Annotated in this window: 26 protein-coding genes; 12 read left to right on the top strand and 14 right to left on the bottom strand. The window is 66.1% G+C overall.

The window, feature by feature from the left end; translation table 11 throughout:
* The first annotated feature begins 94 nt into the window (after window positions 1-94).
* The gene (locus tag ACZ1JC_RS12550) at window positions 95-1,861 is read left to right on the top strand and encodes a bifunctional metallophosphatase/5'-nucleotidase (protein ID WP_465136545.1); all 1,767 of its coding nucleotides are present in this window, start codon (window positions 95-97) and stop codon (window positions 1,859-1,861) included.
* Window positions 1,862-1,865: 4 nt separating this feature from the next.
* Here ACZ1JC_RS12550 and ACZ1JC_RS12545 read toward each other — a convergent pair whose 3' ends face one another.
* The 4 genes from ACZ1JC_RS12545 to ACZ1JC_RS12530 form a co-directional block, all read right to left on the bottom strand.
* Window positions 1,866-2,573 (bottom strand): SDR family NAD(P)-dependent oxidoreductase, encoded by a 708-nt coding sequence (locus ACZ1JC_RS12545; protein WP_465136546.1) that lies wholly within the window; start codon window positions 2,571-2,573, stop codon window positions 1,866-1,868.
* A complete protein-coding gene (locus tag ACZ1JC_RS12540) occupies window positions 2,566-3,777 on the bottom strand; it encodes an MFS transporter (protein WP_465136547.1) in 1,212 nt (403 codons plus the stop codon). Before ACZ1JC_RS12540 ends, ACZ1JC_RS12545 begins: the two co-directional genes overlap by 8 nt.
* A gap of 121 nt (window positions 3,778-3,898) precedes the next feature.
* Complete coding sequence (locus tag ACZ1JC_RS12535) at window positions 3,899-4,975, bottom strand: PLP-dependent cysteine synthase family protein (RefSeq protein ID WP_465136548.1); 1,077 nt, start codon at window positions 4,973-4,975, stop codon at window positions 3,899-3,901.
* Complete coding sequence (locus ACZ1JC_RS12530) at window positions 4,972-6,999, bottom strand: M3 family metallopeptidase (protein WP_465136549.1); 2,028 nt, start codon at window positions 6,997-6,999, stop codon at window positions 4,972-4,974. The genes ACZ1JC_RS12535 and ACZ1JC_RS12530 overlap by 4 nt, the downstream gene beginning before the upstream one ends.
* A gap of 217 nt (window positions 7,000-7,216) precedes the next feature.
* Here ACZ1JC_RS12530 and ACZ1JC_RS12525 point away from each other — a divergent pair, with 217 nt between their 5' ends.
* A complete protein-coding gene (locus tag ACZ1JC_RS12525) occupies window positions 7,217-7,579 on the top strand; it encodes a hypothetical protein (protein ID WP_465136550.1) in 363 nt (120 codons plus the stop codon).
* Window positions 7,580-7,582: 3 nt separating this feature from the next.
* On the opposite strand, the gene ACZ1JC_RS12520 is transcribed toward ACZ1JC_RS12525, so the two are convergent.
* The gene (locus tag ACZ1JC_RS12520) at window positions 7,583-8,641 is read right to left on the bottom strand and encodes a S66 peptidase family protein (RefSeq protein ID WP_465136551.1); all 1,059 of its coding nucleotides are present in this window, start codon (window positions 8,639-8,641) and stop codon (window positions 7,583-7,585) included.
* Window positions 8,642-8,738: 97 nt separating this feature from the next.
* On the opposite strand from ACZ1JC_RS12520, the gene ACZ1JC_RS12515 reads away from it, so the two are divergent.
* Together ACZ1JC_RS12515 and ACZ1JC_RS12510 are read left to right on the top strand one after the other, a co-directional pair.
* Window positions 8,739-9,614 carry an LOG family protein gene (locus tag ACZ1JC_RS12515; protein ID WP_465136552.1) on the top strand — a complete coding sequence of 292 codons (876 nt, stop codon included), beginning with the start codon at window positions 8,739-8,741 and terminating at the stop codon, window positions 9,612-9,614.
* Between the two features lie 4 nt (window positions 9,615-9,618).
* Entirely contained in the window at window positions 9,619-10,125 is a 507-nt protein-coding gene (locus ACZ1JC_RS12510) for a GNAT family N-acetyltransferase (protein WP_465136553.1), read from the top strand.
* A 4-nt stretch (window positions 10,126-10,129) separates the two neighbouring features.
* On the opposite strand, the gene thiD is transcribed toward ACZ1JC_RS12510, so the two are convergent.
* The 3 genes from thiD to glmM all read right to left on the bottom strand — a co-directional run bounded on the left by thiD (window position 10,130) and on the right by glmM (window position 12,719).
* Window positions 10,130-10,894 carry a bifunctional hydroxymethylpyrimidine kinase/phosphomethylpyrimidine kinase gene (gene thiD / locus ACZ1JC_RS12505; RefSeq protein WP_465136554.1) on the bottom strand — a complete coding sequence of 255 codons (765 nt, stop codon included), beginning with the start codon at window positions 10,892-10,894 and terminating at the stop codon, window positions 10,130-10,132.
* 200 nt (window positions 10,895-11,094) lie between these two features.
* Window positions 11,095-11,319 (bottom strand): DUF1272 domain-containing protein, encoded by a 225-nt coding sequence (locus ACZ1JC_RS12500; RefSeq protein WP_465136555.1) that lies wholly within the window; start codon window positions 11,317-11,319, stop codon window positions 11,095-11,097.
* A gap of 59 nt (window positions 11,320-11,378) precedes the next feature.
* Window positions 11,379-12,719 (bottom strand): phosphoglucosamine mutase, encoded by a 1,341-nt coding sequence (gene glmM / locus ACZ1JC_RS12495; RefSeq protein WP_465136556.1) that lies wholly within the window; start codon window positions 12,717-12,719, stop codon window positions 11,379-11,381.
* Between the two features lie 133 nt (window positions 12,720-12,852).
* On the opposite strand from glmM, the gene ACZ1JC_RS12490 reads away from it, so the two are divergent.
* Both ACZ1JC_RS12490 and ACZ1JC_RS12485 read left to right on the top strand, forming a co-directional pair.
* The gene (locus ACZ1JC_RS12490; RefSeq protein WP_465136557.1) at window positions 12,853-14,139 is read left to right on the top strand and encodes a dicarboxylate/amino acid:cation symporter; all 1,287 of its coding nucleotides are present in this window, start codon (window positions 12,853-12,855) and stop codon (window positions 14,137-14,139) included.
* A 56-nt stretch (window positions 14,140-14,195) separates the two neighbouring features.
* The gene (locus ACZ1JC_RS12485; protein WP_465136558.1) at window positions 14,196-14,753 is read left to right on the top strand and encodes a flavin reductase family protein; all 558 of its coding nucleotides are present in this window, start codon (window positions 14,196-14,198) and stop codon (window positions 14,751-14,753) included.
* 9 nt (window positions 14,754-14,762) lie between these two features.
* On the opposite strand, the gene ACZ1JC_RS12480 is transcribed toward ACZ1JC_RS12485, so the two are convergent.
* Window positions 14,763-15,257 (bottom strand): hypothetical protein, encoded by a 495-nt coding sequence (locus tag ACZ1JC_RS12480; protein WP_465136559.1) that lies wholly within the window; start codon window positions 15,255-15,257, stop codon window positions 14,763-14,765.
* Complete coding sequence (locus ACZ1JC_RS12475) at window positions 15,258-15,866, bottom strand: HNH endonuclease (RefSeq protein ID WP_465136560.1); 609 nt, start codon at window positions 15,864-15,866, stop codon at window positions 15,258-15,260.
* Window positions 15,867-16,108: 242 nt separating this feature from the next.
* Between ACZ1JC_RS12475 and gluQRS the strand changes: the two genes are divergently transcribed.
* The 5 genes from gluQRS to ACZ1JC_RS12450 all read left to right on the top strand — a co-directional run bounded on the left by gluQRS (window position 16,109) and on the right by ACZ1JC_RS12450 (window position 19,122).
* On the top strand, window positions 16,109-16,966 hold the full coding sequence (gene gluQRS, locus ACZ1JC_RS12470) for a tRNA glutamyl-Q(34) synthetase GluQRS (protein WP_465136561.1): 858 nt from the start codon (window positions 16,109-16,111) through the stop codon (window positions 16,964-16,966).
* On the top strand, window positions 16,963-17,196 hold the full coding sequence (locus tag ACZ1JC_RS12465; protein ID WP_465136562.1) for a hypothetical protein: 234 nt from the start codon (window positions 16,963-16,965) through the stop codon (window positions 17,194-17,196). The genes gluQRS and ACZ1JC_RS12465 overlap by 4 nt, the downstream gene beginning before the upstream one ends.
* Before the next feature lie 4 nt (window positions 17,197-17,200).
* Window positions 17,201-17,770, top strand: a complete 570-nt coding sequence (locus ACZ1JC_RS12460; protein ID WP_465136563.1) for a cob(I)yrinic acid a,c-diamide adenosyltransferase — start codon at window positions 17,201-17,203, stop codon at window positions 17,768-17,770.
* A 64-nt stretch (window positions 17,771-17,834) separates the two neighbouring features.
* On the top strand, window positions 17,835-18,704 hold the full coding sequence (locus ACZ1JC_RS12455; RefSeq protein WP_465136564.1) for a 3-hydroxyacyl-CoA dehydrogenase family protein: 870 nt from the start codon (window positions 17,835-17,837) through the stop codon (window positions 18,702-18,704).
* A 97-nt stretch (window positions 18,705-18,801) separates the two neighbouring features.
* Window positions 18,802-19,122: a hypothetical protein gene (locus ACZ1JC_RS12450; protein WP_465136565.1), complete on the top strand. Its 321-nt coding sequence runs from the start codon at window positions 18,802-18,804 to the stop codon at window positions 19,120-19,122.
* A gap of 187 nt (window positions 19,123-19,309) precedes the next feature.
* Here the strand turns inward: ACZ1JC_RS12450 and ACZ1JC_RS12445 are convergent, their stop codons facing one another.
* Both ACZ1JC_RS12445 and mutS read right to left on the bottom strand, forming a co-directional pair.
* Entirely contained in the window at window positions 19,310-19,522 is a 213-nt protein-coding gene (locus ACZ1JC_RS12445; RefSeq protein WP_465136566.1) for a hypothetical protein, read from the bottom strand.
* Window positions 19,523-19,545: 23 nt separating this feature from the next.
* The gene (mutS, locus tag ACZ1JC_RS12440; protein WP_465136567.1) at window positions 19,546-22,164 is read right to left on the bottom strand and encodes a DNA mismatch repair protein MutS; all 2,619 of its coding nucleotides are present in this window, start codon (window positions 22,162-22,164) and stop codon (window positions 19,546-19,548) included.
* A gap of 175 nt (window positions 22,165-22,339) precedes the next feature.
* On the opposite strand from mutS, the gene ACZ1JC_RS12435 reads away from it, so the two are divergent.
* Window positions 22,340-24,541: an NADP-dependent malic enzyme gene (locus tag ACZ1JC_RS12435; RefSeq protein WP_465138610.1), complete on the top strand. Its 2,202-nt coding sequence runs from the start codon at window positions 22,340-22,342 to the stop codon at window positions 24,539-24,541.
* Window positions 24,542-24,771: 230 nt separating this feature from the next.
* On the opposite strand, the gene ACZ1JC_RS12430 is transcribed toward ACZ1JC_RS12435, so the two are convergent.
* Complete coding sequence (locus ACZ1JC_RS12430; protein ID WP_465136568.1) at window positions 24,772-25,521, bottom strand: SDR family NAD(P)-dependent oxidoreductase; 750 nt, start codon at window positions 25,519-25,521, stop codon at window positions 24,772-24,774.
* 11 nt (window positions 25,522-25,532) lie between these two features.
* Window positions 25,533-26,423: an aldose 1-epimerase family protein gene (locus ACZ1JC_RS12425; protein WP_465136569.1), complete on the bottom strand. Its 891-nt coding sequence runs from the start codon at window positions 26,421-26,423 to the stop codon at window positions 25,533-25,535.
* Window positions 26,424-26,426: the final 3 nt, after the last annotated feature.

Below are 26,426 nucleotides of genomic sequence, written 5' to 3'. Positions count from 1 at the left end.
GTCGAAGTCGAACAAGACTGACGACCCCCTAATCTGCTTCGCAGATGCAAAAACGTCCTTGGCGCGTCATCTGTCGATCCGATAGAGCCGGGCCATGACCAGTTTCCGCATCGCGCGCATCACGCCGCTCGTCGCCGCCCTTCTCGTATCCGCCTGCGCCACCCCGCAGGCGCACCATCAAGCCGCGGCGCCCGCCGCGCAGGCCCCGATCGAGATCGGCGTGATCGCCATCAACGACTTCCACGGCGCGCTCGAACCGCCGAAGCAGACGGTCGACGCGCCCGACGGCAAGGGCAACGAAGTCTCGGTCCCGGCCGGCGGCGCGGCATGGCTGGCCTCGGCGGTGGACGCGCTGAAGGCGGAGCATCCCGAGAACGTGGTGGTGGCCGCAGGCGACCTGACCAGCGCCTCGCAGCTCGCCTCCTCGCTCTATCTGGACGAGCCTTCGGTGGGCGTGATGAACCGCATCGGGCTAGAATTCAACGCGGTGGGCAACCATGAGTTCGACCGTGGCTGGCAGGAACTGAAGCGCCTGCAGAACGGCGGCTGCGCCAAGAATACCCGCTTCGAACCGTGCCAGCTCGAACAGTTCGAAGGCGCGCACTACAAGTACCTCGCCGCCAGCACGGTGATGCCGGACGGCACGACGCTGTTCCCCGGCACCGGGCTCAAGACCTTCGGCACGGGTGACCGCAAGATCACCATCGGCTTCATCGGCCTGTCGCTTAAGACGATCCCCACCCTCGTCGCGCCGGACCGGGTGAGCGGCCTGAAGTTCGAGGATGAGGCCGATACCATCAACCGCGCCGTGCCCGCACTGAAGGCGGCCGGGGCCGATGCCGTGGTCGTACTGATCCATCAGGGCCTGCGCACCAAGGGCGTGGCCGACCCCAACGGCTGCAACGAGGCGGCCGGCGATATCCAGCCGATCCTCGACCACCTGAACCCCGGCGTGGACGTGGTCGTTTCGGGCCACACCCACTGGGCCTATATCTGCAACTACACCGCCAATGCCGCCGCCGGTCCGATCCTGCTGACCAGTGCAGGCGTCTACGGCAAGCTCGTCACCGACATCACGCTCGATTTCGATCCGGTGACGCACAAGCTGGTGAACCGGCAGGCGCACAACGTGATCGTCCAGTCCGAAGCTTATACCTCGGGCAAGGGGCCGGTGCCGACCACCACCGCGTTCCCGCAGTTCCAGCCGCGCGCGGACGTGTCGGCCTATGTGAAGCGGTACAAGGACGCCTCGCTGCAACTGGTGGAGCGCCCGGTCGGCCATGTCTCAGGCCCGATGGAGAAGGAAAGCGAAGGCGGCGTTGGCAATGGCGGTTCGCTGGGCGCGCTGATCGCGGATTCGCAGCTGGCCGGCACCCGCAACTACGGCGCGCAGATCGCTTTCGTGAATCCCTTCGGCATCCGCACCTCACTGGTGCCTGCTGCCGACGGCACGGTGACTTTCGGCCAGATCTACGCCGTCACGCCGTTCAACAACCAGATGGTGACGATGACGCTGACCGGCGCGCAGATCCGCGCCACTGTCGAACAGGGGCTGGACGATACCGGCGACAAGCAGATCCTCTCGCCCAGTCAGGGCATGAAGATCGCCTTCGACATGCGCCGGCCTTCCGGCTCGCGCATCACCGCCATCTCGCTCGACGGCAAGCCGCTCGATCCGGCGAAGAGCTACCGCGTCTCGGTGGTGAACTTCCTGGCCGAAGGCGGCGACGGTTTTGCCGGCTTCAAGGACGGCACCGACCGGGTGAACGGCCCGATCGATATCGAGGCGTTCGAGGACTGGCTTGCCGCCGTACCGATGCGCAAGGTGCCGGCGGAAGACCGGACGCCGCAGGCCAAGTAACGCCTTACCAGGCCGTGGCGCCGGCATCGATCGCGATGTCGGCGCCGGTTACGTAGCGCGCCTCCGCGCTGGCCAGCCAGCAGGCGGCCCAGGCGATATCCTCCGGCTCGCCAAGGCGCTTCAGCATGTTCTTGGCCAGTACCTGCCGCTCGAAATCGGGATCGGCAGCCAAGTGGCGCGCGGTGGCGGCGGTCCGGATGAAGCCCGGCGCGATGGTGTTGGCGCGAATGCCGTGCGGCGCGCCTTCCATCGCCAGTTGGCGCGTCATCGCCAGAACCCCGCCCTTGCCCGCACAATGCGCCAGCGCCGGGGAGCCTTCGAGGGCATGGCGTGCATTGGCCGAGGCGAAGTTGACGATGCTGGCCGATCCGCTGGCCTTCAGCCAAGGCCACGCCGCGCGGGTGGCGAGGTAGACGATGTCCAGTTCGCCGGTCAGCGTCTTCTTCCAGTCGGCATAGGAAAGATCCTCGATCCAGCCGAACACCGCGAAAGCGGCGGCGTTGACCAGCACGTCGATATGTCCATGCGCTTCGCCGATGCGCGCGAACAGCGCCTGCGCCTCGTCGGTCAGGTCGCAAACCTCGTCCGTGCCGGAGAGATCGACGCCGATCACCGTCGCGCCTTCCTGACGGAAAATGCGGGCGACGCCCTCGCCGATGCCATTGGCCGCCCCGGTGACGACGGCAACACGGTCCTTCAGGCGATCAGCCATGGGCGATCTCCATTGTGCCGGTGCCACGCAGGCGCGATGCGATCAGCGCAATCACCACGCCGCCCAGTGCCGCGACGGACAGCACCATGAACGCGCCCAGAAGGCCCCCGCTACGCTGCGCGGAAAAGGTCACCACCACGGGCGACAGGAACTGGCCCAGCGCAAAGGCGGATTGCCAGAACCCGGTGCCGCGCCCGCGAAATTCGAAGGAGAGGATCGACATCGACCAGACCAGCAAGGTCGGCAGCAGCAGCCCGGCGCCGATCTGATTGACGAAGCAGCCGATCAGGAAGCCCGGCACGTTCCCCGCCTTGCCCATCAGCGCGAAGCCCAGCGACAGCAGCGCGAATTCCACCAGCAGCAGCCGGCTGACCGGCCATTTCCGGCTCAGCCGCGAATAGACGAACGTGCCCAGCGGCACGCCCAGACTAGCCAGTGCCGTCAGGATGCCGCGCAGGGGATTGTCGATGCTCAGTTCGGCAAGGCCGCTGGGCGCCTGAATCTGCACGGTATAGAAGAACACCGATCCGTAGACGGTGATCAGCACGATCATCGCCATGGTGCGCCAGGGGAAGCCCGCCCACGACAGGTTGCGCGGCGGCGCCTCCGCCTCGTCATCCGGATGCGCGGCATTGGCCGGCTCCCACGTGAACTTCAGCACCAGCCCGAACATTAGCAGCGCGGAGGCATAGACGCAGAAGGGAATGCGCCAGCCGAAGCTGCCGAGATAGCCGCCCATCACCATGAACAGCAGCGCGGAGACCGAGGCGAAGGCCGTCTGCGCCGCCAGCCAGCGATCGCGCGCGGCGCCCTTGTAGTAATCGCCGATCATCGTCGTCGACAGCACGTAGATCAGCGCCTCGGCAATGCCTACGCCCACGCGGGAGATCAGGATGTGCCTCAGGTCATGCAGGAACACCGGCGGCACGCCCACCGCCGCATAGAGCAGGAACGAGAACAGCAGCAGGCGCCGCCGCCCGAAATAGTCCCCCATGATCCCCGCCACCGGGCAGAGCAGCGCCACGCAGAGCGAGGGCAGCGTCAGGATCATCGGCACCCAGTATTCGTGATTGGGCACCGAGGAGAATTCGGCCATCAGATTGGGCAGAACCGGCGTCAACAGCACGATCGCCATCGTCGTCAGCGTGATCGGCAATAGCAGCGATACGCCGGTCATCCAGCCGGCCTGGTGATGTCGAACCATTCTCTCCCTTTCGCCCGCCCGTATTGCGTGGGGCAGGCTATTGGGAGCCATCGTGTCGGTGCCGATGGGGCCCGTCCAATCGATTATGCGGAACGGTTGCTATCGGCAGCGTGGGTTTGGCTTAAGCGGGACCAAGAAGCTGCGCGATCCGTGCCTCCGCCGGGCGCCAGTCCAGCCCGCGGCCGGCCAGCCATGCCTCGTCGTAATAAGTGCAGCCATAGCGCTCGCCCCCGTCGCAGAGCAGCGTGACGATGCTACCCCGCTGGCCCGCCGCGTGCATTTCCTCGACGATCCGGGCGCAGGCCCAAAGGTTGGTGCCGGTCGATCCGCCAACGCGCCGCCCCAGCCGCGCGGACAGCGCGCGCATGGCGCCGATGCTATCGGCATCGGGCACCGCGATCATGCGGTCCACCACGCCGGGCACGAAGCTGGGCTCCACGCGCGGGCGGCCGATCCCCTCGATCATCGCCGCACAGCCTTCGGGTAGCGTGGTCTGGGTGCGGTCCGCGAAGTGGCGGTGGAAGATCGAATGCTCGGGATCGGCCACGCAAAGCTGGGTGGCGTGGCGGCGATAGCGTAAGAAGCGGCCGATCGTGGCGGAAGTGCCGCCGGTGCCGGCGCCGCAGACGATCCACGTCGGCTCCGGATGCTCTTCTTCCGCCATCTGGTGGAAAATGCTTTCGGCGATGTTGTTGTTGCCCCGCCAGTCGGTCGCCCGCTCGGCATAAGTGAACTGGTCGATGTAGTGCCCGCCGGTCTGCCGGGCGAGGTCATGCGCCACCTGATAGACCGTGCGCGGATCGTCCACCGCGTGAATCTCGCCGCCGTGGAAGCGGATTTCGTCCAGCTTGGGCTGTGCGGTGGTGGCCGGGACCACGGCAATGAAGCGCAGGCCCAGCATCCGCGCGAAATAGGCCTCGCTCACCGCCGTCGATCCCGAACTGGCCTCGATCACGCACGTATCCGGCCCGATCCACTCGTTGCACAGCGCATAGAGGAACAATGATCGCGCCAGCCGGTGCTTCAGGCTGCCGGTGGGGTGCGAACTTTCGTCCTTCAGGTAGAGCGTGATGCCCGGATAGCGCGGCAGATCCAGCCGGATCAGATGCGTGTCGGCAGACCGGTTGTAGTCCGCCTCGATACGCCGCACCGCCTCGCGCAGCCAGGCGCGACGGTCTTCCACTATGGCGCCGCTCACGCCAGCAGGCCGCGCCGTTCGAGCAGGGCGGTCACATCCGCATCGCGCCCGCGGAAAGCGCGGAAGCTGTCAGCCGCCGGGCGCGTAGCGCCGCGCGCCAGCACTTCCTCACGGAAGGCATCGCCGGTCGCGCGGTCCACCACGCCGGCCTCCACGAACTTGCGGAAGCCATCCGCCGCCAGCACTTCGGCCCAGAGGTAGCTGTAATAGCCCGAGGCGTAGCCGCCCGCGAAAACGTGGGTGAACGAATGCGGGAAGCGGTGCCATTCGGGCGGAATGACCACGGCCACTTCCTCGCGGACGGCGCCGATCACTTCCATCGGATCGCTGCCCATCGTGCCCAGATGCAGCAACAGGTCGAACAGGCCGAACTCGATCTGGCGCAGCACGAAGAGGCCGGACTGGAAGCGGCGTGCGGCCCGCATCTTCTCGAACAGCTCCGCCGGCAGCGGCTCACCCGTGCGGTAGTGGCCGGACATGCCGGTCAGCACTTCGCGATCCCACGCGAAGTCCTCCATCAACTGACTGGGCAGTTCCACCGCGTCCCACTCGAAGCCACTGGTGCCGGCCACGCTCGGCCGGTTCACGCGGGTGAACAAGTGGTGGAGGCAGTGCCCCGTCTCATGCAGCAGAGTTTCCACTTCGGTGTGCGAGAGCAGCGAAGGCGTATCGCCGCCCTTAGGCGCGAAATTGCAGGTGAGGTAGGCCACGGGCACGCGGGCACTGCCACCATCCGCCAGACGCGGCCGCGCCTGCGCCATCCAGGCCCCGCCCTGCTTGCCCTGCCGGGCGTGCAGATCGAGGTAGAGCCCCGCGATCACCGCGCCGTCCTCATCCGCCACGTCGTAATAGCGGGCATCGGCGTGCCACAGCGAAACGTCCGTCCGCTCGACCAGCGTGATACCGAACAACCGGCCCAGCAGCACCTGCCAGCCGGCCAGCACGCGCTCGACCGGGAAATAGGCGCGCACTTCCTGCTCATCGACGGCAAAACGCGCCAGCTTCATGCGGTTGGCCGTGAAAGTCAGATCCCAGGGCTGGAGATCGGCGATGCCCAGTTCCTGTGCGGCGAATTCGCGCGCGTCGGCAAGGTCGCGCTCCGCACCCGGACGCGCGCGCTTGGCCAGATCGCGCAGGAAGTGCAGCACTTCGCCGGCATTGGGCGCCATCTTGGTAGCAAGCGACAGTTCCACCGGATCGGCAAAGCCCAGCAGCGCGGCGGATTCGCGGCGCAGTTCCAGAATGCGGGCGATGCGCTGCGTATTGTCGAACTCACCCGCGTTGGGCCCCTGGTCGGAGGCGCGGGTGCCGAAGGCGGTGTAGACGCGCTGGCGCAGCCCGCGATCCTCGGCAAAAGTCAGCACCGCGTTGACGCTGGGCCACTGCAGAGTGACCAGCCAGCCTTCCAGTTCCTTGGCCTTGGCATTGGCGGCGAACATGCCCATCGCCGATTCCGGAATGCCCGCCAGCACTGCCGCATCGGTCACATGCTCGCTCCACGCGTCGGTCGCGTCGAGCACGGCAGCAGAGAAAGTATTGGCCAGCCCGGCCTGCTCCACCGAGACTTCGGCAAAGCGCGCGCGCTGTTCGGGCGGCAGTGCCACGCCGGAAAGGCGGAAACTGCGCAGCATATGCTCGACGGCGGCACGGTCGGCGGCGGAACGCTGCGCGAAATCGGGGCTTGTCTCCAGCGCGGCGATCACTTCGTAAAGGTCGTGATTCTGGAACACCGCCGTCATCACTTCGACGATGCGCTGCTCGCCCGCCGCATGTGCCTCCCGCAGTTCGGGCGTGTTGGCGACGGACTTGAGGTGCGAAACGGCCGACCACAGCGCCTCCACGGCGGTATCGGCATGTTCCAGCGGCAGCCAGGCGGCATCGAAATCGCCGGGCTTTTCCGCGACGATCCGCGCCACCACGGCCTGCAACTCCGCCAGCGACTGGTCCAGCGCCGTGCCGATCGCTTCGGGCGTCAGCGCGGCATAATCGGGCAGCGACAGGGGATCGAGCAGGGAGGCGGTCATGGGCAGGCTTTCAATCTGGAAATCGTGACCCCAGACCTAGGGGCTGGCAGGCCGGGGTTAAACCCCTTCCCGCCGTTCAACCCACAAAAGCCGCCGAATTTGTCCATCACGGCGCCAAACAGGTATTTTCCCTCATGCCCTCGGAAGGCCGTGACAAGGAAACGCCGCCTAACCTGACGATGAAGACACGAGGTTAACCCGTTCGGAAGCGGAGCGCATGGACGAACCCGAAATCGCCCCCCCCATCACCATCATCGCCCCCGATCGCCGCGAACAGCGCGAACCGGTCGAGATGATGGCCAAGCTGCGCAGTGCCTTCACGACCTGCACCGTGGTCTTGAAAGACCTCACGCGGTTCGGTGCCCGTATCGAGGGCATCGACGTGCTGGAAATCGACGAAGCGGTGAGCCTGGGCCTGCCCGGATGCCGGCCGGCAATGGCCTTCGTCGCGTGGCACAATCCGCACGGCACGGGATTGGAATTTGCCGATCCGCTGAACGAATATCTCTATGTCGACCTCGTGGCCCAGCACGGCCTCGGACGTCAGAACGATCCGGCGCTGGCACCTAAAATCAATTGAGGATCAGCTGACCGCCGGCTCCAGCAGGCGCATCGTCCCGGCATCGGCGTCGATCTCCACCGGAAGGCCCACCGGCACGCTGGCCTGCGCGGCGATGTGGCCGATCTGCAGGCCCTGGAACGCCGGAACCTTCAGCCCGCCGAACTGCCGGTCCAGCACTTCGTAGATCGTGAAATTCGAATAGCCGCCATCGGGATTGGTGCAATGGGTGCACTGGCCGAAGACCACGCCCGCCACTTTGTCGAACACGCCTGCGAGCGCCAACTGGGTCAGCATCCGGTCGATCCGGTATTCGGATTCGTTGGTGTCCTCCAGAAACAGCACCGCGCCGGTAAAATCGGGCAGGTAGGGCGTACCGACCAGCGCCGACAGCACCGAAAGGTTGCCGCCCAGCAGCCGCCCGCGTGCCTTGCCGCCGTGGAACACGCGCAAGTCCTTGCCGCGCCCGGCCAGATTGACGTCGGCGCCTTCGGGCACCTGCCAGGTCGGCGTCGCCCCCTCGAACGCCAGCGCGTGGAAATTCGTCCATGCGGCGGGCGGCCAGGAGGCCCCGGCATTGGGGCCATGGATACTGGCAACCCCCGTGCGCGCCGCAAAGGCGAGGTGGAGCGCGGTATTGTCGCTGAAGCCCACGAACAGCTTCGGATTCCGGGCGATCTTCGCATAGTCCAGCAGGGGCAGGATCCGCGCGCAGCCCCAACCGCCGCGCACCGACATCACCCCGCGCACTTCGGGATCGGCGAACATGGCGGTCAGATCGTCTGCCCGCGTGCGATCGGAACCGGCGAGGTAGCCTTCGCGCTCCAGCATGTGCGGTGCCGGTTTCGGCACAAGGCCCATCGCGCGCACCGTGGCCATGACTTCGTCCAGCCCGAAGCGGTCGCCAATGAACCCGGCGGGCGCGACCAGCCCCAGCACATCCCCTTCGCGCAGGCGCGGCGGCTTCACCAGCCGGGGCGCGGCAGGGGCTGAAAACGCGGGAAGCGCTGGCATCGCCGCCGAGGCCGCCACAATGCCCATACCGGCCAGCGCCGCGCGGCGCGTGAGGATCGAATTCGTCATGGAATCGAAACTAGGCGAGCCCATCTCTTGCATGCAACCGCAAGCGCCCTAGATATTTGTGCTTTCTCACGCCGCGTCCTGCGGCCATGGTACCCCGATGAGCGATACTGAAGACACCAAAGTCACCAAACGCCGGTTCTACAAGGCCGAGCAGGAAGCCTCTTTCGCCGATGCGCAGGAAGGCACGCTGCAGACGCAGAACCCCTCCTACCGCCTGGCCTTCCAGGACACCGAATTCCTGCTGCGCGACGAATTGCGCCCCGTCCGCTTCCAGCTTGAGCTGCTGAAGCCGGAAATGCTGCTGGAAGAGGCGAACATCGGCTCCACGCTGGTAATGTACGGCTCCGCCCGCATCCCCTCGCCCGAACAGTGCGACGCGGTGCTGGCCCGCGCCACCACCGAAGAGGAAAAGGTGGTTGCCGGGCGTCTCGTTGCCAAGGCCAAGTATTACGAAGTCGCCCGCGAACTCGCCCAGATCGCCAGTAAGTGCGCGGTGGTGGAAAAGGGCATGCGCCAGTTCGTGGTCTGCTCCGGCGGCGGCCCCTCGATCATGGAAGCGGCCAATCGCGGTGCCCGCGAAGTCGGCGCCGAGACGCTGGCGCTGAACATCGTGCTGCCGCATGAGCAGGCGCCCAACCCTTATGTGACGCCGCGCCTCTCGTTCCAGTTCCACTACTTCGCGCTGCGCAAGATGCACTTCCTGCTGCGCGCCCGCGCGGTGGCGGTGTTCCCGGGCGGCTTCGGCACCTTCGACGAGTTCTTCGAACTGCTGACCCTGATCCAGACCGGCAAGATGAAGCCGATGCCGATCTTGCTCTACGGCCGCGAATTCTGGGAACGCGTCGTCAATTTCGAGGCGCTGGCCGAGGAAGGCGTGATCAACAAGGCCGATCTCAAGCTGTTCCACTGGTGCGAAACCGCCGAGGAAGGCTGGAAGGTCGTCCGCGACTTCTACGACCTCGACTGCGGTTGATGGAATGACCGGGGCGCAGCTTCGCACCGAAAGGCAGCTGCTGCGCCCTGCCCTTCCCGGTGACGCCGAAGCGCTTCATGCGATCTTCGTGCAGCCGGACGCCATGGCCTACTGGTCGCGGCCACCCCACAGCGACATTGCCGAAACGCGCGACTGGCTGGCCGGGATGATTGCCATTCCGCCCGATCAGGGGGAGGACTTCATCGTCACGCTGGACGGCCGGGTAATCGGCAAAGCCGGACTCTGGCGCTTTCCCGAGATCGGCTTCATCCTCGATCCTGCCTTCTGGGGCCGGGGTTACGCCCGCGAGGCGCTGGAGGCGGTGATTGACCGTGCCTTTGCGGTTCACCGGCTGACTCATGTCACGGCCGACGTGGACCCACGTAACGAGCGCTCGCTGACGCTGCTCGCCCGCCTGGGTTTTCAGGAAACCGGCCGGGCCAAGCGGACATGGCAAGTGGGCGAAGTCTGGTGCGACAGCGTCTACCTCAGGCTCGACGCGCCGCGATAGGCCTTCAGTGGATCGCGTGATGCCCTAGCGGACCATGCCCGGCGCCGAAGCCCGGCGCGGCCAGCAAGGCGGCGCGCACGAAATCCCGCGCCTGCTCGATGGCCGACACCAGATCGTCACCGCGCCCCATGCAGGTGGCGATGGCGCTGGAAAAAGTGCAACCGGTGCCGTGGCTGTGCCGCGTTTCGATGCGCGGCGCGGTCCATACCATCGGAGCCTCGCCGGGACGCACGAGACGATCCTCGACCACTGGCCCATCGGCATCGCCGCCCTTGGCGATATAAGTCACACCGCGCGCCGCCATGCCCTCGTCACCGCCGAGCACCGCCAGTTCGGGCACATTGGGCGTCGTCAGCGTAGCCAGCGCCATCAGCCGTTCGAAAGCCGCGATCGTGGCCTTGTCCGCGAGGATCGATCCACTGGTGGCGATCATCACCGGATCGAACACGACCGGCACATTCAGCGCTTCCAGCCGCTCGGCAACAACATGCGCGATCTCGGGGCTGCCGAGCATACCGATCTTCACCGCATCGACGCCGACGTCGCTGACGCAGGCATCGATCTGTGCCGCCACCATCTCCGGCGAGAGCGCCACCACGTCGGTCACGCCGCAGGTATTCTGCGCGGTGATCGCGGTGATCGCCGTCATGGCATAACCGCCCAGTACGGTGATCGTCTTGATATCGGCCTGAATGCCCGCACCGCCCGAGGAATCGGAACCGGCGATGGAGAGGATGCGGGCCGGAGCTGTCTTGGGCGGTGTGATCATGGCCGAGGCTGATGGCAGCACCGGCGGCGTTCGACAAGCGGGGGCGCTGTTAGGGTTTCGCGCGGAGGCGCGGAGGCGCGGAGGCGCGGAGAAGCATGCGGCACCGCAGGCCCTCTATTCCGGTGTTGGCGTTCAGCGCAGTCGGTGGAATGGAGAGCCTGCTGCGCGGCCAAATCCCTCCGCGCCTCCGCGCGAACCAATCAGCCCTTGAAGCGCCGCTCCTTGGAGGGAGGCGCGGAATCGAAATGCCGCTTCGCGCGCGTCGGCCGGTCAACCAGTTCGCCGCTGCAATTGGGGCAAAGGTCGTCGAGAGCCTCGGCGCATTCGACGCAAAACGTGCATTCGAAGCTGCAGATGAAGGCACCGGGCGCCTCAGCAGGCAGATCCGTGCCGCAGCGTTCGCAATCGGGGCGCATTTCAAGCATTCAAAATCTCCCGCTCATCCTGAGCCTGTCGAAGGGTGCATCCTGAGCCTGTCGAAGGATTACGCAGCAGCCTCTTCCACGGCGGCGCAGATGGAGGCGACCGCCGCCTCGACCTCACCGGCATTGTCCCCTTCCGCCATGACGCGGATCACCGGCTCCGTGCCCGAAGCGCGGATCACCAGGCGGCCCTTGCCGTTCAGCGCTGCCTCTGCCTCGGCAATCACCGCCTTCACCCGGTCGGCCTCAAGCGGCTTCCCACCGGCGAAGCGCACATTGCGCAGAAGCTGCGGCACCGGATCGAACAGGTGGAGCACCTCGCTCGCCGGCTTGCCGGACTGGACCAGCGCGGCCAGCACCTGCAGCGCCGCCACGGTGCCGTCGCCGGTGGTCGCATGGTCGAGCAGGATCATGTGGCCGGACTGTTCGCCGCCGACATTGAAGCCGCCCGCGCGCATCCGCTCCAGCACGTGACGGTCACCCACTTTGGTGCGCTCCAGCGTCAGGCCCTGTGCGTTTAGGTACCGTTCGAGGCCGAGGTTCGACATGACCGTCGCCACCACGCCGCCGCCGCGCAGCGCGCCGCGCGCGGCCAGTTGGGTGCCGATCAGCGCCATGATCTGGTCGCCGTCGACGGTCTTGCCCTTCTCGTCCACCACGATCAGGCGGTCCGCGTCACCATCGAGAGCGATGCCGATGTCCGCGCCAGAGGAAACCACGGTTTCCTGCAGCGCTTCGACATGGGTGGAGCCGCACTTGGCATTGATGTTCTTGCCATTCGGCGTCACGCCGATCGACACCACTTCGGCGCCCAGTTCCCAGAAGGCCGAAGGAGCCACCTGATAGGCCGCGCCATTGGCGCAATCGACTGCGATCTTCAGGCCGTCGAGGCGCACCGCCTCCGGCAGCGAGCGCTTCACCGCGTGGATATAACGGCCCCGCGCGTCATCGATGCGGCGGGCCCGGCCGATTTCCTCGGACGCGGCGAGCGGAATGTCCTGCGCCAGCATCGCCTCGATCGCCAGCTCATCCTCGTCGGAAAGCTTGAAGCCATCGGGGCCAAACAGCTTGATGCCATTGTCCTCATACGGGTTGTGGCTGGCGGAGATCATCACGCCCACGTCGGCGCGCAGTTCGCGGGTCAGCAGCGCGACGGCCGGGGTCGGCATCGGGCCCAGCAGCACCACGTCCATGCCGACGCTGGTGAACCCGGCGACCATGGCGTTTTCCAGCATGTAGCCCGAAAGCCGCGTATCCTTGCCGATTACCACGCGGTGGCGGTGCGTGCCGCGCAGAAAGCGCGTGCCGGCCGCCTGGCCGACCTTCATGGCGATGGCCGCGGTCATAGCGCCTTGGTTGGTGCGGCCGCGAATGCCGTCGGTGCCGAAATATTGTCTGCTCATGACCTGCCCCTTGGCGACCATTTCGTGAATGGCGAATGACGCGTGCTCTTACCCAAGCCCAGGGTAAATTGCCATGCGCCGCGCAGGACATTATGGAGAACAACGACGAAGGTCGCATTTCCCCAGGAGCCCGATGAATACCCCTAGCCCCATGGCCGCCGAAACGAGTGCCTCCCGCATTCCCGAGATTCGCGTTCCCGGCACGCTGACGCTGATCGGCCTTGTCGGCGGACTGGTCCTCGGCCTCGTCCTTGCGGGCAAGCCGGAAGCCGTGCCCGTGCTCGAAGCAGTGGGCCCCATAGGCTCGCTGTGGCTGCAGGGCCTGCAGATGACGATCCTGCCGCTGGTCGCCGGGCTGCTGTTTTCGGGCATTGTCGAGACCATCGCCGTCGCGCAGGCCGGCGCCATGGCGCGGCGCACGCTGGGCACCATCGTCGGCTTCCTCGCCTTCAGCGCCACGCTTGGCGCGGTGGCGATGCCGCTGCTGCTCAAGTTCTTCCCGATCCCCCCCGGCGTGCAGTTCGCGCATCCGGAGGATCCGGGCAAAGTTCCGGGGATCGCCGACTTCCTCTCCTCGCTGATGCCGGAGAACGTGATCTCCGCCGCTGCGGCGGATGCGATGCTGCCGGTGATCGTCTTCGTCGCCCTTTTCGCCATCGCCTCCACCAAGCTGGCGGACGAGCCGCGCCGCTTGCTGGCGGTGCTGTTCGAAGGGCTGGCGGGCGCGATGATGGTGGTGATCGGCTGGGTGCTGATGCTGGCGCCGATCGGCGTTTTCGCGCTGGGCTTCGGCCTGGGCGTACGCAGTGGCGGCGCCGCGCTGGGCGCTTTGGCGCACTACATCGTGCTGGTGACCGCCGTGGGCACCGTGGTGATGGTCGCCGGCTACCTGATCGCCGTATTCTCCGGCCGCCGCTCGCTGCCGGCCTTTGCCGCCGCGATGCTGCCCGCGCAGATCGTCGCCATCTCCACCCAGTCCTCGATCGCGACGGTCCCCGCCATGCTCGCTTCCAGCCGCAAGCTGGGCGTTTCGGCGACGACTTCGGAATTCGTGCTGCCGCTGGCCGTCACCCTGTTCCGCGCCACGGGCCCGGCGATGAACATGGCGGTTGCCGTCTATGCCGCCAAGCTGGCCGGGCTCGAACTCACCACCGGCGCCCTTGCCGCCGGCGCGCTGGTGGCCTTTGCGACCACGTTCGGCGCCGTCTCCCTACCCGGCACGATCAGCTTCGTTTCCTCGATCGGGCCGATCGCCGCTGCCATGGGCGTGCCGCTCTGGCCGCTGGGCGTGCTGGTCGCGGTGGAAGTGCTGCCGGACCTGATGCGCACGGTCGGCAATGTGACGATGGACGTGGCACTCACCACCGCCGTGGACCAAGGAGTGGACGCCGCTTCGCCGGAAGCCGAAACCCTTCACTGAGGGAACCCGCTCCCGCCTGACGCGCTCCTTGACCGGCCCCGGCAAAGGAGCACGGCATGGCGCAGTGGCACGACCTTCCCCCCTCTCACGCACGGCACTTCCTGGAACCCGGCCCAGTCGTCCTGCTCGCCACCCATGATGGCGGGCGGGATAACGTGATGACGATGGGCTGGCATCAGGTGCTGGAATTCACGCCTGCGTTGATCTCCTGCCTCGTCTCACGCGGCAACCACAGCCACGCCATGCTGCGCCGGAGCGGGAATTGCACGATCAACGTGCCAACCAGTGCCCTGCTCGATACCGTGGTGCGGATCGGCAATTGCAGCGGCGCGAAGGTCGACAAGTTCGCGGAGTTCGGCATCGAGCGCGAGCCTGCCCGCCATGTCACCGCCCCGCTGCTGCCGCAATGCCACGCCCAGCTTGAATGCCGCATCCACGACGACGCCATGGTGGCGCAGTATGACCTGTTCATCCTCGAAGTCCTGCGCATCCGCGCCGCCGTCAGCCCCAAGGAACCGGAGTTCGTGCACTACCTCGGTGACGGCCAGTTCATGCTTTCCGGCAAGCGAGTATCGCGTAAGCGGCTGTTCCGCCCCGAAATGCTGGGAATTTGATCGACCGGTCTACCGATTCGCCTGAGGGCCAATTGCCTTCGATGGCGGCAACGGAACCGGGTCCGCTATGCCTTCGACGCAGACGTGGTCTTTCTTCCTGCACTCGTAAATCCGGTCGATCTTGTCGCGCAACCTATCGAGGGCCCTGCACGGTGTTCCCATCTCGGTCTGAAGCACGATTGCCGGCATCGGCTGATATGTCCGCGCTTTTTCGAGAAGCGCCGTCACTTCCCCGCTCGAAACCGATACGCCGTTCCAATAGGCCGCCCCATGCCGGTCCAGCGCGATCCGGTTTTGAACGCCTTCGGCCGAGATCGATCGGGAATCCTTCCAATGGGCCCGGGGGGCCGTGCAGGCGATCCGCTCAGGCTGCGAACACCCTGCGACGCTGATTGTCGCCAGCAAGATCAAGGAGAAAGCAGCGCGTCGCATGCCAAGACCATAACCGGCCGATGCGAATGCACAAGGAAGCCCGGTCGGCGCCTGCCCGAAGGCGGGGCGCACTCAGGCCTCCAGCTCGATGTCCCAATAGAGCCAGTCGCGCCAGGTTTCGTGGAGATAGTTCGGCGGGAAGGCGCGGCCGCGTTCCTGCAATTGCCAGCTGGTAGGCCGGATCGGCGCGACCAGCGGCGGCATGTTCGCCTGCTTCGGCGTGCGTCCGCCCTTCTTCAGGTTGCAGGGCGCACAGGCGGTGAGGATGTTTTCCCAGCTCGTCCGCCCGCCAAGCCGGCGCGGCACCACATGGTCGAAGGTAAGCTGGTGGGGAGAGCCGCAGTACTGGCAGCTGAAGCGATCGCGCAGGAACAGGTTGAAACGCGTGAACGCGGGGAATTCGGAAGGCTTCACATATTGGCGAAGCGCGATGACCGAGGGGATCTGCATCGACCAGCTGGGGCTGTGGACCACCCGGTCGTAGCTGGAGATGATGTCCACTCTTTCGAGACAGATCGCCTTGATCGCGGTCTGCCAGGGCCAGAGGCTGAGGGGGTAGTAGGAAAGCGGCGTGTAATCCGCATTAAGCACTAGCGCAGGGCAGTCCGAAAGACTTCGGGAGGGGTCATCCTCCGCGCTGCGGAACCGGGCCGCGCGCTCGATCAGCTCCGATCTGAGCATGGCCTCCTGTCGCAGGCTGTCATTGCGGTTTCATGGCAACGCATGGGTTTCTTTGCAGCATCTACACGAGTCGGCGTCAAGCCGAGGCGGGGTCGGCTCCATACAACAATCCACAGCTTCGCCACAATGATTCCACAACCTGCCCACAACTCGCCCACAGACAGCACACAAACTATCCCAGACTTACCCACAGGGTTACAGGCCCTTGCGACAAGCCCTGCAACGGCTAGGGATGCCGGAAGATGATCCGAACCCGCTTCGCACCCAGCCCCAACGGCCCGCTCCACCTTGGCCATGCCTATGCCGCCGTGGTGGCACATGACCTTGCCCGGCAACGACATGGCTCCGGCGGCGGCGAATTTCTTTTGCGGATCGAGGATATCGACGGCGAACGCAGCCGCGCCGAATTCGTCGAGGAATTCTTTCTGGACCTCGAATGGCTAGGCCTTGCGTGGGATGGCGAAGCGGGATTCCAGTCCCGCCGCCTCGCCAGCTATGCCGAAGCGGGCGAGCGCCTGATGGCCATGGGCCTGCTCTATCCCTGCCGCTGCACCCGCGCCGAGATTGCCGCCGCCGCCACGCAGATGGGGCCGGACGGCCCGGTCTACCCCGGCACCTGCCGCCATGAACAGGTCGATCCGGAAGGCGCGGCATGGCGGCTTGACATCGCCCGCGGGCTGAAGCTGACCGGACCACTTGAATGGACCGACGAACTGGCCGGCCCGCAACGTGCCACCCCTGAGATTTTCGGCGATGTCGTGCTGCTGCGCAAGGATCTGCCCGCCAGCTACCACCTTGCCGCCACGCTGGACGATGCGGCGGACGGCATCACCTTGGTCACGCGCGGGATGGACCTGTTTCCGGCCAGCCATGTCCACCGGTTGCTGCAGGCGCTACTCGGCCTGCCGGCGCCGATATGGCACCATCACCCGCTGCTGATCGAGCCCGATGGGCGCAAGCTGGCCAAACGACGCGGATCGCCTTCGCTGGGCGACCGGCGGCGCGCGGGAGAGGACGGCAAAGCCATCGTGGAGGCGCTTCGGCGGGGCCGCTTCCCCGCTGGCATTTCGCTTTCGGCGGGCGTAGACCAACAGGCATGAGCACCATTCTCATCCCCATCATCATCCTGCTGATGATCATGGTCGTCGTCAGCCTCGTGCGCGGCATCGTCGCTTTCATGCAGAGCACGAAGGAAGACCTGCACCGCGATCCGAACGCTACCGGGCCTACCGCGAACCAGCTTCTGCAGAACAAGATGATGTTCAACCGCATCAAGTATCAGGCCGCCGCCGTGGTGGTCTGCGCGATCCTGCTGGCGATGGCGCGCTGATACATTGGTAAAGCTCAACAAGATCTACACCCGCACGGGTGACGACGGCACCACGGGCCTCGTCGACGGTTCGCGCCTGCCCAAGTACGCCGCGCGCATGGAAGCGATCGGCGCGGTGGATGAGACGAACTGCGCCATCGGCCTTGCCGTCTGTGCGCTCGCGCAAAGGCCGCACGCCGCCGTGCTCACGCGCATCCAGAACGACCTGTTCGATCTGGGCGCGGATCTTGCGACGCCGGGCGACGACTTCACCCCCGGTGAAATGACCTTGCGGATCGTCTTCCCGCAAGTCACCTGGCTGGAAGGCGAGATCGACGCGATCAACGCCCATCTCCAGCCGCTCAAGAGCTTCATCCTGCCTGGCGGCAGCGAAGCCGCCGCGCGTGTTCACGTGGCCCGCGCCTCTGCCCGCAAAGCGGAGCGTGCCGCCGTCGCCATGGCGGCCGAAGTGCCCGCCAATCCGGCCGCGCTATCCTATCTCAATCGCCTCAGCGACTACCTCTTCGTCCTCGCCCGGGCGGTGAATTCGGGCGGCGCGGACGACGTGCTTTGGGTGCCCGGTCAAAACCGCTAGGTTCCCTTCCCGATCGCCGGTGATAATCCAGCCGGAACAACGGGATCATCAGAGGAGTTGGGCAGTGCGGAAAGTCGGAATCATCGGCGCGGGCATCATGGGTTCGGGCATCGCCCAGACCGTGGCGAGCAAGGGTATGGACGTCGTCCTGTCCGATATTGCGATCGATATCGCCGAAAAGGGCAAGGCCGGCATCGCCAAGGGCCTCGCCCGGCTGGTGGCCAAGGAAAAGATCACCCAGGCCGACGTCGACGCGCTGCTGCCCCGCATCACCACGGCGGGCGACTATTCCGGCATGGGCGACTGCGACCTGATCATCGAGGCCGCGACCGAGCGTGAGGATATCAAGCTGAAGATCTTCGCCGCCGTGGGCGAAGTTCTGGGCGCGAATGCCATTCTTGCCTCCAACACCAGTTCGATCCCGATCACCCGCATGGCCGCCAGCTCGCCCGACGCCGCGCGGTTCTGCGGGCTGCACTTCTTCAACCCGGTGCCGGTGATGGGCCTGGTGGAAGTGATCCCCGGCCTTGCGACCTCGGCTGAAACCACCGCGCGGATGAAGGCTTTCGGCGAAGCGCTGGGCAAGACCGTGGTGCTGGCCGGCGATGCGCCGGGCTTCGTGGTCAACCGCATCCTCTGCCCGCTGCTCAATGAGGCGATCTTCGTGCTGGGCGAAGGGCTCGCCTCGGTCGAGGATATCGACGCCGGCATGCGACTGGGCGCCAATCACCCGATGGGCCCGCTGACGCTGGCCGATTTCGTGGGCCTCGATACGCTTTACGAGATCATGAAGGTGTTCCTCTCCACTACCGGCGATCCGAAGTACCGCCCCGCCCCGCTGCTGCAGAAGTATGTCGAGGCCGGCTGGTACGGCCGCAAGTCCGGCCGGGGCTTCTACGATTACTCCGGCGAAGTGCCGGTTCCGACGCGCTGAGCGACAGGCGCGACGGGAAGATCGCTTTCCGTCGCGTTCGTCCAATACCGGAACCCGGACGATCCCTTAGCCGTTAACCCGGCAAAGGAGACTCGCCATGATCGACCGTCCAGACGATTCCACGCCCGAGACCTTCAATCCCGAACAGGACGACGAGGACGCGCAGGCCCAGTCCGTTGCCGAAGAGGCACAGGATCGCGCCACCGACCCGTTCGGCCTGGAAGACAGCGAGAAAGTGAAAGGCGGCATCGACGACGAGGATGACGTCGAAGATCTGGTCGACCACATGAACCAGATGGATTCCAGCGGCGTCATCGACATGTCCGCTTATCGCGGTGAAGAGACGATGGACGATCTTGAAAACCGCTACGGCGCGCAGAACGCGGCCGACGAGGATTTCGAGGACGACGATAGCTGAGATAGAGTTTCGTCGGGCTATCCGCCGGACAAACAACTGAGAGCCACCTCTACAACAACACTTCGTCGCCCCCGCGAAGGCGGGGGCCCCGCTTCCTTCTCGCCACGCCCGCAAGAGAAAAGCGGGGTCCCCGCCTGCGCGGGGACGACGGGAATTGTTGGTCGATGTGCGACGTTGACCGAACAATTCAGTTCGGCGCCGGGTCCTTCGCCCACGGGTTCTTGTGCTCGGGCTTCTGCTGGCCGACACGTGCCGCGACGTTTTCCGCGAACTTCGTCACCGAATCGTCGTCGCCATCGGTCGAGGGTACCGAGCAATAAGCGGTCAGCAGCACGCTCGCAGACCAGAACAGCGCCTGCCAACGGCTCTTGAAGACGTTCCTGATCTTGGGTCCGAACATGCCCGCAGCCTAGCGCAGACTGGTTAAGACTCCGTGCCCGCCTCTCGCTTCAGGTCGTAGAGGATTTCCAGCGCATCGCGCGGGCTCAGCGCGTCGATGTCCATCTCGCGCAGCTTGTCGCGCAGGGCATCGCACTGTTCCTCATGCGCTTCGTGCGCCGCCGCGAACAGCGGCAGGTCACCAAGGCCAGCCGCAAGGCCGCCGGTTTCCGCGCGGCCCTTCTCCAGCTTTTCCAGCACCGACTTGGCACGGCTGATGACTTTGGGCGGCACGCCGGCAAGGCGCGCGACGGCAAGGCCGTAGCTGCGGTCCGCCGGCCCCTCGGCCAGTTCGTGGAGCAGCACCAGATCGCCCTTCCACTCGCGCGCGCGGACATGGTGGAGCGAAAGCGCCTCGCAGGTTTCGCCCAGCCGCGCCATCTCGTGATAGTGCGTGGCGAAGAGGCAGCGGCAGCGATTGGTTTCGTGGACGGCTTCGGCCACCGCCCATGCCAGGGCAAGGCCGTCATAAGTCGAGGTACCGCGGCCCACTTCGTCGAGGATGACGAAGCTGCGATCGGTCGCCTGCGCCAGAATGGCGGCGGTTTCCACCATTTCCACCATGAAGGTCGAACGACCGCGCGCAAGATTGTCCGACGCGCCGACGCGGCTGAACAGGCGGTCCACCATGCCGATCCGCGCCGACTTGGCCGGCACGAAACCGCCGGCCTGCGCCAGCAGCACGATCAGCGCGTTCTGGCGCAGGAAGGTCGACTTACCGCCCATGTTGGGGCCGCCGATCAGCCAGAGTCGGTCATGGCTGGCAAGACGGCAGTCGTTGGCGACGAAGCGTTCGCCCTGAACCTTCAGCGCGGCCTCGACCACCGGGTGGCGGCCGCCCTCGATATCGAGCGAGAGGCCGTCGACCACTTCGGGCCGGGTCCAGCCGCCTTCGGCCGCGCGCTCGGCCTGCCCGGCGGCAACGTCGAAACGGGCGAGCGCGGCGGCGGTGCGGGCGATGGCGTGGCGGGCGGCCACGGCTTCGGCCACCAGTTCCTCGAAATGCGCTTCCTCGGCGGCGAGCGCATGGGCGCCAGCCTCGGTGATACGGCTCGCCTCCTCATGCAGCGCCAGCGCGTTGAAGCGCATCGCGCCGGCCATGGTCTGGCGGTGCGAGAAGCCGCTGTCCGGCTCCAGCAACTTGTCGGCATGGCGCTGCGGCACTTCGATGAAGTAGCCAAGCACGTTGTTGTGCTTGATCTTCAGCGCGGCAACGCCGGTTTCCTCGCGGTACTTCGCTTCCAGCGCGGCGATCGCACGGCGCGCATTGCCCGACGTGACGCGCAGCTCGTCCAGCCCGGCGTCATAGCCGCTGGCGATATAGCCGCCCTGCCCGCGCTCGGTCGGCGGCGTTTCCACCAGCGCCTGCGCGAAGTGATCGACCAGCCCCGCATGTCCGCCCAGTTCGGGCATCAGCCGGTCGAGCAAAATCGGCAGGCTGTCCATCTGCGCCAGCCGGTCGCCGATGCGCCGCGCGCCGGAAAGGCCGTCGCGAAGCTGTCCAAGGTCACGCGGGCTGCCGCGCCCTGCCACCACGCGGCCCAGCGCGCGGCCGATATCCGGCAGCGCCCGCAGCGCCGCGCGCATATCCTCACGCAGCAGGTGATCGTCATGCAGCCATTCGACCAGTTCCAGCCGCTCGGCAATCGCGTGGCGATCGGTCAGCGGCGCGGAGAGGTCTTCGGCCAGCTGGCGGGCACCGGCACCGGTGACGCAGCGATCGATTGCCTCGACCAGACTGCCCTTGCGGCCGCCTTGCGAAGACTCAAGGATTTCCAGGCTGGCGCGCGTCGCCTCGTCCATTGCCAGCGCCGCGTCGCCGGCACGCGCTTCGGGCGGCAGCAGCAGCGGCAGCTTGCCGCGTCCGACATGGTCGAGATAGGCGATCAGCCCGCCCGCCGCCGCCAGCATGGCCCGCGTGAACGTGCCGAAGCCGTCCAGAGTGGCGACGCCGTGCACCAGCTTCAGCCGCTCGTCGCCACCATCGGAGGAGAATTCGTGAGGCGAACGGGCAATCGCGCCGTCGGGCGCCAGTTCCCAGCCCTCCGGCACCACCAGTTCGCGCGCGCCCAGCCGCGCCAGCGCCGCGCCCAGCCGGTCGGGCGGGCACTCTTCCAGTTCCATGCGCCCGGTGGAGATGTCGCAAGCGGCGATGCCGACCACGCCGCGCAGATCGCAGGCCGCCGCCAGCACGTTGGCGCGGCGCGGTTCCAGCAGCGCTTCCTCGGTCAGCGTGCCGGCGGTGACGAAGCGGACGATATCGCGCCGGACCAAAGCCTTGGAACCGCCGCGCTTCTTGGCTTCGGCTGGCGTTTCGGTCTGTTCGGCAATCGCCACGCGGCAGCCTGCCTTGATCAGCCGGGCAAGATAACCCTCCGCCGCATGGACGGGCACGCCGCACATCGGAATCGGCTTGCCGCCGTGCTCCCCACGCGTGGTGAGTGCAATGTCGAGAACCTGGCTTGCGGTTTTCGCATCGTCGAAGAACAATTCGAAGAAATCGCCCATTCGATAGAACAGCAGGCAGTCGCCCGCCACCTCGCGCAAGGCAAGGTACTGCGCCATCATCGGGGTAACGCCGGCGGTTTCGGAAGTGCTGCTCATGGGGGAGAGCGTTAGCGCCCGGGCCCGGCTCTTGTGAAGCGGCGCGCACGCGCCTTTCCCCTATCGCGTCGTGCAAACATTCGATAGGGCCCCTGCCATATCCGGGAGAAAACGCTTGTCCGAGAAGCCCAAGATCCAGTTCACCGAGCGCGAGGCGCTGTTCTATCACAGCACCATGCGCCCCGGTAAGATCGAGATTGTTGCGTCAAAGCCGATGGCCACGCAACGCGACCTCTCGCTTGCCTACTCCCCGGGTGTGGCCGTTCCGGTCCAGGCGATCGCCGACGATCCCGCCACCGCCTATGATTATACCGCCAAGGGCAATCTGGTCGCCGTGATCTCCAACGGCACCGCGATCCTGGGCATGGGCAACCTTGGCGCACTGGCATCCAAGCCGGTGATGGAGGGCAAGGCCGTGCTCTTCAAGCGCTTTGCCGACGTCGATTCCATCGACATCGAACTCGCCAGCGAGGATACCGACGCGCTGATCGAGGCCATCGCCATGATGGAACCCAGCTTCGGCGGCATCAACCTTGAGGATATCAAGGCGCCCGAATGCTTCATCATCGAGCAGGCCCTGCGTGAACGGATGAACATCCCGGTCATGCATGACGACCAGCACGGCACCGCGATCATCGCCGCCGCTGGCCTGATCAACGCCTGCCTCATCACCGGCCGCAAGCTGGATGAGATCAAGGTGGTGGTGAACGGCGCCGGCGCATCGGCGCTGGCCTGCACCGCGCTGATCAAGTCGATCGGCGTCAAGCATGAGAACGTGCTGGTCTGCGACACGCGCGGCGTGATCTATCCGGGCCGCGAGAAGGTGGACCAGTTCAAGTCCGCCCACGCGGTAAAGACCGACAAGCGCACGCTGACCGAAGCGCTCGTCGGCGCGGACGTGTTCCTGGGCCTTTCGGCCAAGGGTGCACTGACGCCGGACATGGTGAAGGACATGGCGCCGGAACCGATCATCTTCGCGATGGCCAACCCCGATCCGGAAATCACCCCGCCCGAAGCCAAGGCGGTACGGCCCGACGCGATCGTCGCCACCGGCCGTTCGGACTATCCGAACCAGGTCAACAACGTGCTGGGCTTCCCCTTCATCTTCCGCGGCGCGCTGGACGTTTCGGCCACCGCGATCAACGAAGAGATGAAGATCGCCGCTGCCAAGGCCATCGCCGAACTGGCGCGCGAGCAGGTGCACGAAGACGTTGCGGCTGCTTACGGTGAAGCGCAGCAGTTCGGCCGCGACTACATCATCCCGGCGCCGTTCGATCCGCGCCTGATGGAAGTGGTGTCGATGGCGGTTGCCAAGGCGGCGATGGATTCCGGCGTTGCCGGCCGCCCGATCGAGGACTTCGAAGCCTATCGCGATCAGCTGAAGGCGCGCCTGAATCCGACCACTTCGGTGCTCACCCGCGTCTACGAGCAGGTCCGTGCCAATCCCAAGCGCATGATCTTTGCAGAGGCCGACAACGAAGTCGTGCTGCGCGCGGCGATCCAGTACCGCGACTTCGGCTATGGCGAACCGATCCTGGTGGGCCGCACGCAGGTCATCCTCGACAAGATGGCCGAACTGGGCGTGCCCGATCCGGAAAGCTTCCATATCGAGAACTCGATGGTGTCCGACCATGTCGGCCCGATGGTGGAGATGGTCTACGAACGCCTGAAGCGCCGCGGCTTCCTGCAGCGCGACGTGCAGCGCATGGTCAATACCGATCGCAACATCTTCGCCTCCGGCCTGCTCAAGCTGGGCGTGGGCGATGCCATGATCACCGGCATGACCCGGCCCTTCGCGCAGACCATCAAGGAAGTGCGCCGCGTGCTGGACCCGGCCGAGGGCAAGCTGGCTTTCGGCATCCACATGCTGGTTGGCAAGAACCACACCGTGTTCATGGCCGACACAACGATCAACGAGCGTCCGACTGCCGAGCAGCTTGCCGTGATTGCCAAGGAAACCGCCGCCGTCGCGCGCCGCCTGGGCCATGAGCCGCGCGTGGCCTTCCTCAGCTACTCCACTTTCGGCAACCCGTCGGGCAAGTGGCTGGAGCAGACGCGCGAGGCGATCCGCATCCTTGACGAGGAAAAGCCGGACTTCGAGTACGAGGGCGAAATGGCCCCCGACGCCGCGCTGAACCCGAAGATCATGAAGCTCTATCCGTTCAGCCGCCTTTCGGCGCCTGCCAACGTGCTGATCATGCCGGGTCTGCAATCGGCCAATATCTCGGCCAAGTTGCTCAAGGAAATCGGCGGGACGACCTCGATCGGGCCGATGTTGATCGGTGCCGAAAAGCCGGTGCAGATCGTGCCGATGACCGCGATCGCCCCGGACGTGCTGACGCTGGCGGTGCTGGCGGCGGCGGGGATCACCGGCTGATCCCGATCGGAGCGCTGACATAGAAACGGGGGCTTCCGGACATCCGGAAGCCCCCGTTTTTCGTTTGGAGTCTAGAGCCAAACTTGGTTGGACCAAACCGCCCCGCACCAAAACACTCCGTCGCCCCCCCCCCAAAGGCGGGGGCCCCGCTTCCTTCGCGCTACCTCGCAAGAACAAGCGGGATCCCCGCCTTCGCGGGGATGACGAGAATTGGTGTGAGTGTTTAAGCCTCAGCCGTTCCGCGCGACCTGGAAGCCGGCGAAAGACTGGCTAACCGGCATCAGCTCCAGCGTGTTGATGTTGAGGTGCGGCGGCAGCGTGGCCACCCACAGCACGGTTCCGGCGATATCCTCAGCCGTCATCGGGTTCGCACCGCCATAGAGCGTATCCGAAGCCTGCTGGTTGCCGCCGGTGCGGACCAACGTGAATTCGGTTTCCACCATGCCCGGCTCGATCGAGGTGACGCGCACACCCGTCCCGGCAAGGTCCGAACGCAAGCCCAGCGAGAACTGGTGCACGAAAGCCTTGGTACCGCCGTAGACGTTGCCGCCGGTGTAGGGATAAGTCGCCGCCACCGAGGACAGGTTCACGATCGCGGCCTTGCGCTCCACCAGCGCAGGCAACAGCTTGTGGGTCAGCGAAACCAGCGCGGTAACGTTGGTGTCGATCATCGTCTTCCACGCATCGAGCGAGGCGCTCTGCGCCGGCTCGGTGCCGAGCGCGAGGCCGGCATTGTTGACGAGACAGTCGATGCCGGCGAACTCGGCCGGGAGCGCCGCCAGCGCGGCATCGCGCGCGGCTTCATCCCGCACGTCGAACACGGCGCTGTGGAACTTGTCCGCGCCCAGTTCGGCCTTCAGGGCATCCAGACGTTCGGCCCGGCGGCCGGTGCCGATCACGCGCCAGCCTGCCGCCACGAACGCGCGGGCACAGGCTTCGCCGATACCGGAGGTGGCGCCGGTTACGAGTGCGGTTTTCATGGGGTTCTCCTTCAATCAGCAGTCAGGACGGTCACGTCCATGCGGAAGCGGCGGCTGGCACCGGGGGCCAGCGAGAGCATGCCCGGCTTGGCGCGGAAGTCGCCGGAATAGCCCAGCGGGTCGGCATGGCCCTGCCAGGGTTCGATGCAGAGGTAATTGGCGCCCGGCTTCTGCCAGATGCCCAGCATCGGCATGTCGGGGAAGGCCACGGCAAGCTGGCCGCCGCCGGGCGCGCCGAAAGTCAGCGCGCGGCTGGAAAGGTGGTCCCAGATCACCGCGTCCTCGACGAAGTCCGCGGCATCGGGGCGATAGAGATGGCCTTCCACCAGCGTCGGCACCGGCTCCGGCAGGACAAGGCCGGTGGCCGGGTCGATCCGACGGATCGGCTGGGGTTCGGCCTGTTCGAATGCGATGGTGTGTTCCGCCTTGGGTGCGCCGCCGGGCAGCGGCCAGGCGAAGGCGGGGTGATAGCCCAGGCTGAACGGCATCGGTGCATCGCCGGGGTTGGAGACTTCCGCCGCCACATGCAGCGTCGCGCCCTCGATGCGAAACACCAGATCGAGCACGAAGGCGAAGGGATAGACTTTCCGCGTGCCCTCGCTGTCGCGCAGGCGCAGGCGAACCGCACCCTCTTCCTGCTCGACCACTTCGAAGGCCGAATGGCGGGCGAAGCCGTGGCGGGGCAGTTCGTAGTCCTGCCCGTCCAGCCGGTAGCGATCGCCATTGAGCCCGCCGACGATCGGGAACAGGATCGGCGCATGGCCGGTCCAGAACGCCGGATCGGCATCGGTCATGTATTCGCGGCCGGTGCGGTCGGTCAGCGACCACAGCTCGGCCCCGTGCGTGGCGATGCGCGCGGTAAGATCGCCGGCGGTGATGGTCACGAATTTCCTATCAGTCACCGG

The organism is Sphingomonas sp. BL-S-28 (assembly GCF_055521515.1).
The sequence above is the reverse complement of the archived record's forward strand: the minus strand, read 5'-3'. Positions and strand labels throughout refer to the sequence as shown.

What these genes read in the sequence shown, in the direction of transcription:
- ACZ1JC_RS12550 (WP_465136545.1), top strand. Translation starts at nt 95, where the DNA reads ATGACCAGTTTCCGCATCGCGCGCATCACGCCGCTCGTCGCCGCCCTT.
- ACZ1JC_RS12545 (WP_465136546.1), bottom strand. Translation starts at nt 2,573, where the DNA reads ATGGCTGATCGCCTGAAGGACCGTGTTGCCGTCGTCACCGGGGCGGCC.
- ACZ1JC_RS12540 (WP_465136547.1), bottom strand. Translation starts at nt 3,777, where the DNA reads ATGGTTCGACATCACCAGGCCGGCTGGATGACCGGCGTATCGCTGCTA.
- ACZ1JC_RS12530 (WP_465136549.1), bottom strand. Translation starts at nt 6,999, where the DNA reads ATGACCGCCTCCCTGCTCGATCCCCTGTCGCTGCCCGATTATGCCGCG.
- ACZ1JC_RS12525 (WP_465136550.1), top strand. Translation starts at nt 7,217, where the DNA reads ATGGACGAACCCGAAATCGCCCCCCCCATCACCATCATCGCCCCCGAT.
- ACZ1JC_RS12520 (WP_465136551.1), bottom strand. Translation starts at nt 8,641, where the DNA reads ATGACGAATTCGATCCTCACGCGCCGCGCGGCGCTGGCCGGTATGGGC.
- ACZ1JC_RS12515 (WP_465136552.1), top strand. Translation starts at nt 8,739, where the DNA reads ATGAGCGATACTGAAGACACCAAAGTCACCAAACGCCGGTTCTACAAG.
- ACZ1JC_RS12510 (WP_465136553.1), top strand. Translation starts at nt 9,619, where the DNA reads ATGACCGGGGCGCAGCTTCGCACCGAAAGGCAGCTGCTGCGCCCTGCC.
- thiD (WP_465136554.1), bottom strand. Translation starts at nt 10,894, where the DNA reads ATGATCACACCGCCCAAGACAGCTCCGGCCCGCATCCTCTCCATCGCC.
- ACZ1JC_RS12500 (WP_465136555.1), bottom strand. Translation starts at nt 11,319, where the DNA reads ATGCTTGAAATGCGCCCCGATTGCGAACGCTGCGGCACGGATCTGCCT.
- glmM (WP_465136556.1), bottom strand. Translation starts at nt 12,719, where the DNA reads ATGAGCAGACAATATTTCGGCACCGACGGCATTCGCGGCCGCACCAAC.
- ACZ1JC_RS12490 (WP_465136557.1), top strand. Translation starts at nt 12,853, where the DNA reads ATGAATACCCCTAGCCCCATGGCCGCCGAAACGAGTGCCTCCCGCATT.
- ACZ1JC_RS12485 (WP_465136558.1), top strand. Translation starts at nt 14,196, where the DNA reads ATGGCGCAGTGGCACGACCTTCCCCCCTCTCACGCACGGCACTTCCTG.
- ACZ1JC_RS12475 (WP_465136560.1), bottom strand. Translation starts at nt 15,866, where the DNA reads ATGCTCAGATCGGAGCTGATCGAGCGCGCGGCCCGGTTCCGCAGCGCG.
- gluQRS (WP_465136561.1), top strand. Translation starts at nt 16,109, where the DNA reads ATGATCCGAACCCGCTTCGCACCCAGCCCCAACGGCCCGCTCCACCTT.
- ACZ1JC_RS12465 (WP_465136562.1), top strand. Translation starts at nt 16,963, where the DNA reads ATGAGCACCATTCTCATCCCCATCATCATCCTGCTGATGATCATGGTC.
- ACZ1JC_RS12450 (WP_465136565.1), top strand. Translation starts at nt 18,802, where the DNA reads ATGATCGACCGTCCAGACGATTCCACGCCCGAGACCTTCAATCCCGAA.
- ACZ1JC_RS12445 (WP_465136566.1), bottom strand. Translation starts at nt 19,522, where the DNA reads ATGTTCGGACCCAAGATCAGGAACGTCTTCAAGAGCCGTTGGCAGGCG.
- mutS (WP_465136567.1), bottom strand. Translation starts at nt 22,164, where the DNA reads ATGAGCAGCACTTCCGAAACCGCCGGCGTTACCCCGATGATGGCGCAG.
- ACZ1JC_RS12435 (WP_465138610.1), top strand. Translation starts at nt 22,340, where the DNA reads ATGCGCCCCGGTAAGATCGAGATTGTTGCGTCAAAGCCGATGGCCACG.
- ACZ1JC_RS12430 (WP_465136568.1), bottom strand. Translation starts at nt 25,521, where the DNA reads ATGAAAACCGCACTCGTAACCGGCGCCACCTCCGGTATCGGCGAAGCC.